The organism is Rhizobium sp. 25PS6, from assembly GCF_032464655.1.
GTDB classification, from domain to species: Bacteria; Pseudomonadota; Alphaproteobacteria; order Rhizobiales; family Rhizobiaceae; genus Rhizobium; species Rhizobium laguerreae.
Genome location: NZ_JAWDIV010000008.1, coordinates 114,871 through 127,777, shown reverse-complemented (window position 1 = coordinate 127,777; position 12,907 = coordinate 114,871). Strand labels below are relative to the sequence as shown.

General features: G+C 63.0%; 8 protein-coding genes. 7 read left to right on the top strand and 1 reads right to left on the bottom strand.

The genetic code is table 11. From position 1 onward, the window contains the following. Nucleotides 1-124: 124 nt before the first annotated feature. Together RWK44_RS13520 and RWK44_RS13515 are read left to right on the top strand one after the other, a co-directional pair. Nucleotides 125-2,704 carry a caspase family protein gene (locus RWK44_RS13520; RefSeq protein WP_222061279.1) on the top strand — a complete coding sequence of 860 codons (2,580 nt, stop codon included), beginning with the start codon at nt 125-127 and terminating at the stop codon, nt 2,702-2,704. Between the two features lie 24 nt (nt 2,705-2,728). Continuing rightward, nucleotides 2,729-3,394: a tail fiber domain-containing protein gene (locus RWK44_RS13515; RefSeq protein ID WP_222061276.1), complete on the top strand. Its 666-nt coding sequence runs from the start codon at nt 2,729-2,731 to the stop codon at nt 3,392-3,394. Between the two features lie 284 nt (nt 3,395-3,678). On the opposite strand, the gene RWK44_RS13510 is transcribed toward RWK44_RS13515, so the two are convergent. Beyond that, complete coding sequence (locus RWK44_RS13510; RefSeq protein ID WP_222061274.1) at nt 3,679-5,289, bottom strand: hypothetical protein; 1,611 nt, start codon at nt 5,287-5,289, stop codon at nt 3,679-3,681. A 148-nt stretch (nt 5,290-5,437) separates the two neighbouring features. Between RWK44_RS13510 and RWK44_RS13505 the strand changes: the two genes are divergently transcribed. The 5 genes from RWK44_RS13505 (at nt 5,438) to RWK44_RS13485 (ending at nt 12,904) form a co-directional block, all read left to right on the top strand. Further along, the gene (locus RWK44_RS13505) at nt 5,438-6,028 is read left to right on the top strand and encodes a hypothetical protein (protein WP_020052839.1); all 591 of its coding nucleotides are present in this window, start codon (nt 5,438-5,440) and stop codon (nt 6,026-6,028) included. A gap of 182 nt (nt 6,029-6,210) precedes the next feature. Beyond that, nucleotides 6,211-6,588, top strand: coding sequence for a hypothetical protein (locus RWK44_RS13500; protein ID WP_222061272.1), 378 nt, complete (start codon nt 6,211-6,213; stop codon nt 6,586-6,588). A gap of 210 nt (nt 6,589-6,798) precedes the next feature. Continuing rightward, a complete protein-coding gene (locus tag RWK44_RS13495) occupies nt 6,799-8,748 on the top strand; it encodes a DUF4384 domain-containing protein (RefSeq protein WP_316028929.1) in 1,950 nt (649 codons plus the stop codon). A gap of 23 nt (nt 8,749-8,771) precedes the next feature. After that, on the top strand, nt 8,772-10,388 hold the full coding sequence (locus RWK44_RS13490) for a caspase family protein (protein ID WP_316028928.1): 1,617 nt from the start codon (nt 8,772-8,774) through the stop codon (nt 10,386-10,388). Beyond that, nucleotides 10,385-12,904 (top strand): trypsin-like serine protease, encoded by a 2,520-nt coding sequence (locus RWK44_RS13485; RefSeq protein WP_316028927.1) that lies wholly within the window; start codon nt 10,385-10,387, stop codon nt 12,902-12,904. The genes RWK44_RS13490 and RWK44_RS13485 overlap by 4 nt, the downstream gene beginning before the upstream one ends. The last annotated feature ends 3 nt before the right edge of the window (nt 12,905-12,907 follow it).

Genomic DNA, 12,907 nt, shown 5'->3' with positions numbered 1-12,907 from the left:
GCGGCGAAGCTTGCTTTTTAGAGCGCCGAGGAATAGTTTTGAGATGTGAATGCGGAGGGGGCCCAGCACCAGCAGGCCAGCAAATTTTATTGAACTTAGACAATAGAATGTTTGCGATCGAGCCATGCCCAAGTTTCACTGCATCAAGAGACTGTGCGCTTATCTGCTGATTATCGCAGCAATGCTGCTATCGATCGGCACGGTACATGCAGCCATCACCGAGGAGAGCGGACGCCGCGTCGCCCTCGTCATCGGCAACTCGGTCTACAAGACGCTGCCCTCGCTTCCCAATCCTGCCAATGATGTCGAAGAGGTCGCGACCACGTTGCGCGCGGCCGGTTTCGACGTGACGATCGGCGTCAATGTCGACCGCATCGGGCTCGAAGATACTGTGCGCCGCTTCCTGCGTTCGACCAGCAATGCCGAGGCCGGCCTCATCTACTATTCGGGCCACGGTATCCAGGTGGCCGGCCAGAATTTCATCGTGCCGGTCGATGCGACACTGGAGACGCCCTATGACGTCGAGACGCAGACCATGCCGCTCGACCTCATCCTGAACCATCTCAAGCAAAATTCGCGGGTGCAGCTGATCTTCCTCGACGCCTGCCGCAACAATCCTTTCAATGCCCAGAAATTCTGGATGGCGGAAAAACTGGAACCGGTCGGCGCCACACGCGGGCTTGCGCGCATCGACAGCGATCTCGGCAGCCTGATCGCCTTTTCGACCGAACCCGGCCAGGTGGCGCTCGATGGCACCGGGGCGCTCAGCCCCTATTCCGAATCCTTCATCAAGCGGGCGAGCGAACCGAACAAGGAAATCCGCCAGGTTCTGACCGATGTGCGCCGCGACGTGATCGCCATGACCGACGGCAAGCAGGTCCCTTGGGAAAACTCCTCGCTGATGGACAGCTTCTATTTCATTCCGGCGCCACCGCCGCCAAGCGTCGAACCGATGCAGCAGGTGAGCGTGCCGGAGGGTGCGGCCACGACCAAATTGCCGATCGCCCCGCCGCATGACGAGACCGGCTCGGCGCTGCTCGTCACTCTCAACCAGCTCCCGAAGACCGGCAAGCTCAGCTTCGACGGCAAGCCGGTTGAGCAGGGCGCGAAGATGCCAGCCACAGCACTGACGTTACTGACCTATGATTCATCGGGTGTTGCCGCCGGAACCGTCGGCCTAATCGGCTATACCGTGAGCGACCCTTACGGCCAGGCAACGCAGGGCGTCATTGTGATCACCGTCTCGGCCGATGCGGGCGCCAAGCTCGCCCAGCTCGAACAGGAAAAGCAGGTGCGGCTGGCCGATGCCGACGCTTATCTGAAGACCCTGCCGCGCGACGTGAGCACGACGATCGGTGTCGGCCCTGTAGAAGCCAGCCTGCCGGTCGTGCCGGCATCGGCCGCGGAGATGACGTTCAAGGTCGCGGCCCTGCCCGACAAGGGCACGCTGCGCGCCGGAGACCGGGTGATCGGGCTCGGTCACGTGCTCGAAGCAGCCGATATTCCGGCTCTTTCCTACGAGCCGCAGATCGGCACCGAAAACCAGCCATTCGCCCTGACGCTGCAGGCCGCCAATGACGACCTGCCGCCGGCCACCGTCACTTTTAAGCCGACGCTCGACGCCTGCGATAGCGCAGCCGCAGCTCCGCTCGACCTGCAGGGCGTCACCGCGGGCAAGCTGCCGAATGAGATCGATCCAAGCGTGGCGGTGCCAGCCTGCACAGAGGCGATGAAGGCTTATCCCGAGGTCGCGCGCTTCGTCTATCAGCTCGGCCGCGCCCAGCTCGCCAACCGAGAGACGAAGACGGCCTTCGCGACGATCAAGAAGGCGATGGATGCCGGCCATGTCCGGGCGATCGACCAGCTTTCCAGCCTGTACATCGTCGGCGCGTCCGTACCAGCCAATCCCGCGAAAGCGAATGAAATCGTACAAGCAGGGGCCAAGAAGAACGACCCCTACGCCTTATACACTTACGGCAAAAGCCTCTTTTACGGGCGGGGGGTTAAGTCCGATACCGAGCAGGGCCTCAAGCTCATGCTGCAATCGGCGGACCTCGGCCATACCTTTGCGATGAACGAGCTTGGCTACATCTTCCTTAATGGAGTCAATGTTCCCGCCGACCCGCAGCGCGGCATTCGCTTCTATGAGGCCGGCCTTGCACGTAATGACATCTATTCGATGAACAATCTCGCGCTGGTGTACCGGTCGGGAAAGGCCGTACCTCAGGATCTCGGCAAAGCGCTGGAGCTTTTTACCAAAGCAGCAGAAGGCGGCCAACCTTTTGCCCCCACCAACCTCGGGCGCATGTACAGGGACGGCATCGGCGTTGACGCCGACAAAGCGGCCGCGGTGAAGTGGCTGGAGATGGGCGCGGAACGAGGCGATTATTGGGGGGCGCTTGATCGCGCCAGACTCGCAAAAAATGAGGTCGCGGATCCGGAGAGCATGGTAATTGCGGCGCGTTATTTCGCGCTCGCAGCCGCCGTTAACAAGCCACGGATAGGTGACACGAAGAACCAGGCGCTGGCCGAACTCAAGTTACTGCCAAGCGCAGCGAAGAAGGAGGCGGAAAAAGCCTTCAGCGCCGAGTTGACTGCTCAGGAACGAACGGCCTTGCCAAAAACTAAGTCGCTCGACGCGAAGCTCGTTGAGCTCGCCAGGGCGACATGGGCAAAGCGAAATCCAAGGTATGATCTCTTCTGAAACGGCGATCCGGGGGCGCCCCACATGACCAGCAAACTCATTTTCCGTGTACTCATGTGCTCGACATTTATCGCCGGCTCCAGCGCCATCCTGCAGGGTTGCGTCTTCGACCCGAGCGCAAAGACACTGTTTGCCAGTGAAGAGCCGGCCAGGAACGTCACGCCTGCGAGGAAAACCACGCCCGCTGTCCGGCGAGTTGCCACCAAGAGCAACGAGCCGGCTTTTGCCCGCTCCGACAACGGTGCCGGTGGGAATTCCAGCTCCGGCTCCAGCTCTGGCGGCGGCATGGGCGGCGGCTCTGACTCTGGCGGTTCGGACAGCGGCGGCTCTGGTGGAACCGGATGGGATTCGGATCGTCGCTTGAAGACGCAAATTCGTCGTATCGGTACCTCACCCTCCGGAATTCCAATCTACGCATTCCGCTATGTCTGGGGTGGCCCGCTTTTTATCGGCACCATGGCTCAGGACCTGCTTTTGATCCGGCCTGATGCGGTCATGCAGACTGCGTCCGGGTACTATATGGTGAATTATGCGCGTCTCGACATCGATATGGTTTCTGTAGAAGAAGGTATTTCGTTGGCGACGTCAGGAGCCGCCGCTGTAGCCATAGCACTGTCTGTCAACGCCGCAAGCCGCCGCCCACAGGCACAACCCCTATCGTCTGAAGGTTTCGTTCTGTCAGCAATATGATCGAGAAGACGGTCGACTGGTCCATGAGATTCCTCTCACAGGAATTCTTTAGTTCTCATGTAGGGCCAGCGGCAACATGACCGCTGTTTGAGCAATCTATATCTGTACCCTCGTCTATGTCCGGGCGGACAACGCGAGATTTTTCAACCCCACACATGCGACACGTCAAGCCACTTCATCAAGCATCCGGTCTATCGGGATTACTGCAAGCGTCGCCATCAATGGACTTCTGGAAACGGCGAAACGGCGGCTGACATCAAGACCGGCGGCGTGACTCCCGCCTCTCAACCGTCGAGCCCCTTGAAGCGCACCGGCTGGTAGCCGCGCATCAACAGGCTGCCGAGCGAATAGGTATTGCGGCAGACGCGGCCCTTGCAGGCATTCGGCGAGGCTTCCATCACCTCCACCTTCTTGTCGGCCGTGAAGCGCATGAACAACAGCACATGCGAGCCCGGCTTGTTCAGCGCGTCGCCCGGCCGCATCGACCAGGGGTCGGAGAGGCGCTTGGTGATCCCGGGGATGGCGCGCGTCGAAACGTGCATCTTCAGGCCCCACGCATCGCTGACGAAACCGGAGCAGTCGACGCCGAGGATGCTGGATTGCGGCGCGCTCTTGGTGCAGACATTGCCGGCGGTCTGGCCCTTTTCCACGCCGCCGATGAAATTTTCCAGCGACGTCTTGCAGCCCCAGCAGTAGGGAACACCCTTGACCGTCTGTCCGCGCTTGCCGATCAGGTAGATCGGGCGACGCAGCCGTTTCATGTTGACGCAGCCAGGTCCCGGATCCCTACCATAAGCGGTTGATGTCACCAGCCAGTTCAGCGTCTCGAAGCCGATTGCCCGCTCGATGACGTCGCTGCGCGATTTCGGCACGATCGCCACCTTCGGCGTCTTGCCAGGCTTGCCGGCAGCCGGCTGCTTGGCCGGCCGAGCGACGTCAAGCTTGCGGCCGGGCTCCCGGCCGTCGAGCCGCAGCACCTGCGCCCGGCTTTCCTGCGATCTCAAATAGAGCACGTCGCCGCGCGGTCCGATCGCCACGAAGCGCCTCGAAAATACCGTGCCCGGTTCGATCGGCAGGTCGTAGACCCGGTCCATCGCCCCGTTCGGCGTGAAGCGCACCACCAATATGCCGGTGCGCTCGGGCCGATCGGCGGGCACCAGCTCGACCAGCGCATAGGGCCTGCCTGTCGTGTCGATGTCGAGAAGTTCGACGGTGCCGATCCGCCCTTCCGAGGCGAGCTGCAGCGAGAGGAAATTCTCCTCCGAGCTCGCGCGCCGCAGCAGGATTTCCGCCTTGTCGTTTGCGGCAGCCCGGACCTCGGCAACGATATCGCCGAGCCCGCGGCTCGGAACATATTGAATGACCGGCGGGCGGGCCTCGGGCCGGCTGGTGCTGCGACCGATCTCGTCGATGATGCTGTTCAGCGGCCCCGGCGATACCGAGCCCATCGAGGCGAAGACCGAGCGGGTGTAGTCGTCGGCATCACCGCCGCCGTCGACGGCGCGCAGCGTCTGCGACCGGCCGTCGGCATCGGTGGAGCGCTCGAGCGGCACGACGCCGTCGGACCAGAGGTAGAGTTCGTTGTGAACGACGGCGAGATCCTCCGGTGTGGCATTTTCCGGCAGCGGCAGGATTTCGGGATCGGCCTGCGAACGTTCGGCGTCGACGGCGAGCACCCGGCCGTTGTTCTGGTCGAGGATGTAGATGGTGCCGTCGTCGCCAACGGTGATCGCCGCCGGCCCGGATGCCTCCGCTTCCTCGTTGGAAGAGATGATGCCGACCGAACGCGCGCCGTCGCCGCCGCGAAGCTCGATGATCGTCGTATCTTTGGCGAAAACCGGGAAGGCGACCGCAAGTGCCGCGGCAAACAAGATATGCGACCCAAAACTACGCATTGCCTCGACCCCCAAAACACCGTCAAGTCTTTAAAATGGTAGGCTAGATATGGCCCCTCAGCAAGCCGTTGCTTTCCAAACGATTTGGAGATCTGCGCCGGCGATAGTACAAGATCATCTCTCGAAGCTTTGTCGGCAGGAAATGCTTATGCTGGAATGGAACGGTGACGAACTGGCGCTCGACATAAGCTTGCTGGAGCAGGTTCGCGCGGCGCGGATAAACTTCTCAGACCGCGTCTGCGCCGCCTCGGCCAGCAAGGACGACAAGCATCTGGCCCAGCTGCGCTCGGAGCCGACCTATCTGATGGCCGAGTTCCTCTATTCGATGAAGGTCTTCGGCATCAGCACCGCCGAGGACATCGAACGCTTCGCCGATCTGCACAATGATTACGTGGTTTCGCTCACCCGCGATCCAGCCAAGCTGCAGCGGCTGGGGCTTTCACAGGATCGTGCGCTCGCCTCGATGTTCACCGCCGACACCAAGCCGCGGCTGATCCAGAACTGGGCTGAGAAGTCAGGCGCGATCGACCAGTCCAATCTCGCCCGTTTCCTCGTCGCGGTGATGTCGAGCGAGACCTGCCGCAAGACGCTGATCGATTTCGAGACGGCGGGCTTCATGCAGCGCAAGCGCTCGCCCTACGGCACCATGGTCGTCTGGTCGACCGGAATGATCGAGGAGATCTTCGGCGAGATGCTGCGCGATCTGCGCCTTAGCCTGCAGCAATTGAAGATCCTCTAATGCATGTCGCCCGGAAGTGTGCAGCGGTTCCGGGCGACATGCATGAAACAAGGAGCGCCGCTGCCAGCCGATTTCACCCCTCCCAATCGATTGGCACCGAGCGCCGTTGCCTTCCTTCCGGCCTCTCCCTATTCTCGCGAGGCTTGTCGCGCAGTGGCGCCAATAAGACGGATTTGACGACGATGACGAAATCCTGGCTCATAACCTTGTCGATCGGCCTTCTGCTGGCGCTGCAGATACCGGAGCTCGCGCATGCCGGCCCGGCCGAAGACGCACTAGCGGCGCGAAACCCCTCGCTTGCGGCGCTGCGTCAACATGACGAAAAGGCCTTTGCCGCGGCGACGGCGATCATCGCCGAACACGAACGCGCCAAGGGGTTGACGCCCGGCGAGACCAAGCTGCCCGATGCGACCTCGCCCGGCCGCGACATGGGCTCAGGGCCCGGCAAGGAATTCACGGTCGACAATCCCGATATTCTCTGGCTCTACAATTCCTCGCCCGAAGGAATGAGCGACCTGATCTCGATTTTGAAATCAGCCGGGCAGAAGCCCAAGAACTAACCGTCTCCTCGCAGTTGAACGGACTATATCAGGCACCGGTTATTCCAGAGCGTGAGTCTTGCTCATGTCTTTGCCTTGCCGGAGTCTTCCACGCTCCAAATAATTTGTAACCCTCCCTCAAGCAAGACAGGCGAAGCCATCCCAATTTCGCCAGTCAGTGCTATTCTCAACTTCAACACAGTGTGAGATGTTCGAAGAGGAGGTTTTCCAATGCCGAACCGCAAAGCCATCCTGGCAGCAGCCACCTTTCTTTCGTTCTTTTCGGTGGTTCCCGCCGTCGAGGCGCAGAACGAACGCACACTGACCGAAGCGCCGGCGCAGACCGGACCTGTCAGCATCACCTTCGATCGCGCTGAACCCAGATACGCCATCGGCGAAGTGGTCGGCCTCTTCATCCAGTCGACTGAGAATGCCTATGTCACGGTGCTGAACGTCTCGCCGAACGGCGCGGTCGTGAAGCTTTTCCCGAACAAGTACCAGACCGACGCCCTTGTCGGCGCTGGCAAGCGCGTGCAGGTGCCGGATCCGGCAAGCGGCGCCAAGCTGCAGGTTTCAGGCCCGGTCGGCCAGGAGCAAATCAAAGTCTTCTATTCCTCCAAGCCGCTCAACATCTTCGCCGATCTCGGCGGCAGCGGCGGCGGTATGTTCCGCTCGATCGACGGCGGCATGGATGCCGTTTCCCGCAGCCTTGAAGAAGCCCGCAGCCTCGGCACCAAGATCAGCAGCAAGACGCTGATGCTGACGACGATCGATAGTCCGGCTGCCATCCCGCCCGTCGCAGCCGCCCCCGCAGCGAAGCCGGTCGAGCAGGCTGCAAAGCCGCCCGTTGCGCCGAAACCTGCGGCCGCGCCGAAGCCGAAGCCGGTAACGAAACAGGAAGTCGCCAAGAAGCCGGAAACGGTGGTGGAAAAACCGAAGCCGGCTGCCCCGAAAAAGGTCGCGCCGAAGCCTGTCGAGCAGGCAACACAACAGCCGCCGAAGAAATACAAGATCGTCACCAACCTGGCGCCCGGCCAGGAGCTTGCCGCCGACGAACTGGAGCTGATCGGTCCGGCCGACACCACCTCATCCACCCGGCCGACCCAGTATAAACAGCCCACGCAGTACAAGCAGCCGAGCCAGTCTTCGCAGACGAAGATGCCGAAACTGCCGATGCCGCAGATCAAGATGCCGCAGTTCAAGCTTCCCGGCGGTTTCAGCATCAAGATGCCGCAGCTAAACCTCGGCCGTTCGGCCGAACCTGCCCAGGCCGGGGAGGAGATCGAGGTAGCGAACGCCGATACGCCTGTTTGCACCGCCCTTCTCGACAAGCTGAACACCGCCGTCGCCGCCAAGGATATCAGTGCTGCCGCGGCTGAGGCCGATGCAATCGCCGTCAGCGCCGATTGCGGCCAGTTCCAGGTGAATGCTCAGCGCCGCGTCGCGGCCCTCAGGCTTTCCGCCGCCCAGGAGATGATGGCCGCCAACCAACCGGTCGCCGATTACGAGCCGCTGCTTGTCGCCGCCGACAGCCCGCAGGTGCTCTGGCAGGCCTCCGCCACGCTCGGCGAGATCTATTTCTCCGCCCGTCGCTTTGCCGATGCCGCCGCCGATTACCAGCAGGCGATCGAGATCATCAAGAACGAGACCCGCACGCCGAAAGCGCCGCCCGCCGAGACGATCTCCGATCTCATCCAGCGCGCCGCCCAGGCCCGCATCCTTGCCGCCAACCCGACGAGCGACAATCCCGAAGGCAGCTTCGTGCCGGCCGAAAAGGATCACCGCAGCGGCGTGCTCGGCGGCATCTATTCCGAGAATGTGCGCGGCATCGTGCCGGTCTCCATTCCGGTTCCGATCACCTTCGATTTCAACAAGTCGAGCTTCACCTCGATCGGCACCGAAGCCGCCCAGGAATTGCTGGAGGCGCTGAAGGAGCAGAAGCCCGGCCGCATCATTCTCGTCGGCCATACCGACCGGCGCGGCGGTGACGACTACAATCAGAAGCTTTCCGAACGCCGCGCCCAGGCCGTCGCCGACTTCCTGAAGAGCAACGGTCTCGACGCGACAATCGACGCCGAAGGCCGCGGAGCATCCGAACCGGTGGACGTCACGGCAACCGCAAACCTCACCGAAGACGATGTCGATGCGCTGAACCGCCGCGTCGAATGGCGCCGCGAATAGGCCGGGCGAGGGGGAATCTGGCCATGACCGCATTCGTTTCCATGGCCGCAGCACTTGCCCTCCTCACCGTGGCGGCCACCAACAGCCTGGCAAAGGTGATCGAGGCGCCCGAGCGTGGTGCGGTCAGGGCCGTGCTGATCGGCATCGACCTCTACCGCAACGTTCCGCCGCTGCACGGCGCCGTCGCCGACGCCGACGACCTTTCGCTTTCGCTGCGCTCGGTCGGCGTCGAGGACATGACGCTCTTGAAGAATGGCGCTGCCGACCGCGAGGGCATCTTCCATGCGATCGAGGCCGTGACGGAAAGGGCAGGGCCTGGCGACCTGATCGTGCTCGGCATCGCCGGTCACGGGTCGAGCGAGCCGGAACGCGTCAAGGGCTCGAAACCGAGCGGCCGCGACGAGGTCTATATCCTTGCTGGCTTCGATACCCGGCTGCCGGGATCGCGCGAGCGCATCTTCGGCGACGAATTCAAGACGCTGATCCGCAAGATCGAGGCCAAGGGCGCCGATGTCGTCTTCATCGCCGATACCTGCCATGCCGGCGGCATGACCCGCGACGTCGATCCGCGCGGCGCCGAGATCACCTGGCGTCAGGCGCCTTCCTATACGATCGAGGAGGACGACCTCGCGCCGATCTCGACCACGGCGGACGCGCTGTCCACCGGCTTCGATTTCAAGCGGCTGACCTTTCTCGCCGCCGTCGACGAAAACACCAAGTCGCCCGAAATCACCATTCCCGGCATCCCGCAGAAACGCGGCGCGCTGAGCTATGCCACCGCCCGCGCTTTCGAGGGGGCTGCTGACCGGAACGGCGACGGCGCCGTCAGCCGCCGCGAACTGTTCGAATATGTGCGCCAGGCGGTCTATCAATTCACCAACCAGCGGCAGAACATCTTTACCGAAAGCCCGCCCGGAACCGATCTCGATCGCGCGGTCGTCTATCATTACGAAGGGGCGGGGGCACAGGCGGCGGCGGAGAAGTCAAACGCCCCGCTGCCCGCCGAGCCCGCGCCGATCAGCGTTGCCGCCCTCGGCTCCGAGCCGGTGCTGCAGGGGATCGACCCAGCGGTGACGCCGTTCAAGCTGACGGAGGGTGTTGATGCCGAACTCGTCTTCGATCCCGAAAAACACGAGGCGATTGCCGGCGGCGATGTCGTCGCCTCCGGCGTCGGCGCCGGCGACATGCCTTTCGTTGTCGACCGGATGGCCGCACTCGACGCGCTGAAGCGGCTCTCCGAGACCAACCCGCAGACCGTGCGCGTGACGCCTTCCGACACCGTCCATCGCGAAGGCGAGCGCGTCGGCGTCACGGTTTCGGATCTATCAGCCCGCAAGCTCGTGCTCTTCGACGTTACCGGCGATGGAACCGTGCAGTTCCTCTATCCGGGCGAGAAGGAGGTCGATGCCGAGATGTCTCAGACCTTCGAGCTCGACCTTTCCGTCGTCGCACCTTTCGGCACGGACCTGCTCGTCGCCGTCGCCTCTGACACCCCGATGCCCGACCTTATTGAATTCCTGAAGCAGAACGACAGGCGCCGCACCGCCGGCAATATCGCCAAACGCCTCGGCGAATTCCTGCCCGAGGGCGCGCGCGTCGGATTTACGGTCCTCTATACCTCCGCCGGAGCCAAGCTATGAGCACGTCGATCAGCAGGATCCTCAACGTTACGGCCATCATGCTGTTGCTCGGCTCTCCGGCTCTTGCGCAGCAGGATACCGATTTCGCCGGCGAGGATGGCGGGCGGGTCATCGGCGGCCAGACAGCCAAGAAGGGCGAATGGCCCTGGCAGGTGAAGATCCTGGCACCCGATCCCGAACAGCGCGGCCGCTTCGGCGGCCATTGCGGCGGCTCGCTGATTGCGCCGCGCTGGATATTGACGGCCGCCCATTGCGTCACCAGCGGCCGCTCCGGCAAACAGGATCTCTTCGCCCGCGACCTGCTGATCGTCGAGGGCAAGTCGAAGATTGACAAGGTGATCGCGGTCGACGGCCCCGACAAGCCGGGTCTTGCCGTGGAAGAGGTGATCATTCACGAGGATTTCGACCGCAAGGTCTTCGCCAACGACATCGCCCTCATCAAGTTGAGCGAGCCCGCCAAATCGAAGCCGGCGATTCTTGCCTCGGCCTCGGATGATGAGGTGGAGGCCGCTGGCCACCCGGCCGTCGTCACCGGCTGGGGCTACACCAAGGCCGATCACGGCTGGGACGACAAATATCTGCCGACAGAGCTGCAGGAAGTGGAACTGCCGATCGTCCCGCGCGAGGATTGCCGCGCCGCCTACCGCGACAGCTCGATGCGCATGAACCCGATCGACGAGCGCAACGTCTGCGCCGGCTACGCCAAGGGTGGCAAGGATGCCTGCCAGGGCGATAGCGGCGGACCGCTGGTTGCCCAGCGTCCCGACAAACGCTGGATCCAGCTCGGCATCGTCAGCTGGGGCGCCGGCTGCGCCGAGGCCGAACATTACGGCGTCTATACTCGTGTTGCCGCCTTCCGCGACTGGATCGCCGCAAAGACCGACGGTGACGTGCCTGACGTCGAAGGGCCTGCCGCCGACGATCAGGTTGCGTCCACCACGAATAGCGGGACGAAGCAGAGGAAGTCCGGACAGGAAGAGGCCAATCTCGCCATTACCCCGCCCGCCGGCGATACAGCGCCAGCCACTACGACCGAAACGCCCGACGCACCCGCCGGCGATACCGCGCCGTCTGACCAGCCCGTCGCCGACGAACCCGTAGTTCAGCCGCCGGTCGTCCAGACGCCGGTGATCGAAAGCTCGCCTGGCGACCGCGCGCTGTTGATCGGCATCGACGATTACGAGATGCGCGAGGCGAAACTGACCGGCTCCGCCACCGATGTGAAGGCGATGCAGGTGTTCCTCGCCAAGACGCTCGCCTACCGCCCGGAACAGATCCATACGCTGACCAACCGCAAGGCGACCCGCGAAGCGATCCTGGCCGAGATCGACGACTGGCTGGTGCGCCAGTCGACGCCCGGAAGCCGCGTCTTCCTCTATTTCAGTGGCCAGGGCTCAGAGGAAATGGGTGCGGAGGCGACGACCAGCCCGACGCTGGTGGCAGCCGATGCCAAGTTGGTGCGCGAGGGCGGCAAGGTGACGGTCACCAACCAGATCCGCGAGACCGAGATCGCCGCAAGGCTGAACAGCCTCAAGGACCGCCGCGTCACGCTGCTGATCGATGCCTGCCACGTTGGACCCGGCAGCCGCAGCGCGGTGGCCGCACCCTCCGGCACCGTGCGTTGCCTCGGCCCGGCGCTGGCAGCGCTCGAACCGCCGAACAAATCTGGCAAGGAAGCGAAATTCTCCTTCGGCGGGGAGAACGCCATGGTCTGGTCAGCCGTCAACGCAGGACAGTGGGCGCTCGTCGATAATGAGGCAAAGCCGGCGCTCGGCGTCTTCACCCGCCGCTTCATCGAAGGCGTGCAGGATGGCGTGGCGCGCGCGGCCGACAAGCCGAATGTCAGCAATGCCGCGCTTCTCGATTATGTCCGGCGCAAATCGGACGAATATTGCCGGACGCATGCCGAGGATTGCCGCTTCACCCCGGTGCCGCAATTTTATGGCCAGCCGGATGCGCTCGGCCGGGATGTCATCACCGGCGAGGAGGCGAAGACGCCGGTCGCCGCCGTCGAAAACACGCTGAAGAGCGACAACGAAGCGGGCGTCGCCGTCGACGTGCTGCCCGGCACCGCGGTCAGCATCGGCGACAAGGTGGCGATGCGTGTCTCCACCAAGAAGTCCGGTTACCTGATCCTGGTCGATATCGACGCCTCCGGCAAGCTGACGCAGCTTTACCCGAACAAGCGTTCCATGGGCCTGAAACCATCAGCCAAAAGCGGCGACAACCGGCTCGATCCGGCCCGGCCGGTCGTCGTGCCCGATGCGCGCAATCCCTATACCGGCTTCGAATATGTGGTGGAGGGGCCGGCCGGCGTCGGCATGGTCGTTGCCATCCTCAGCGACAAGCCGATCGAAGTGCTCGACCTGCCCGATGTGCCGACGCCGCTCGTCGGCCAGCGCGCCGCCTTCAACTATGTCTACGATCTCGCCCGAAGCCTCAGGATCGTCGGCGACGACGAGACCGGCGCCCAAGGCAAATGGTCGTTCGATTCCAAATTCTATCGCATCCGCTGAACA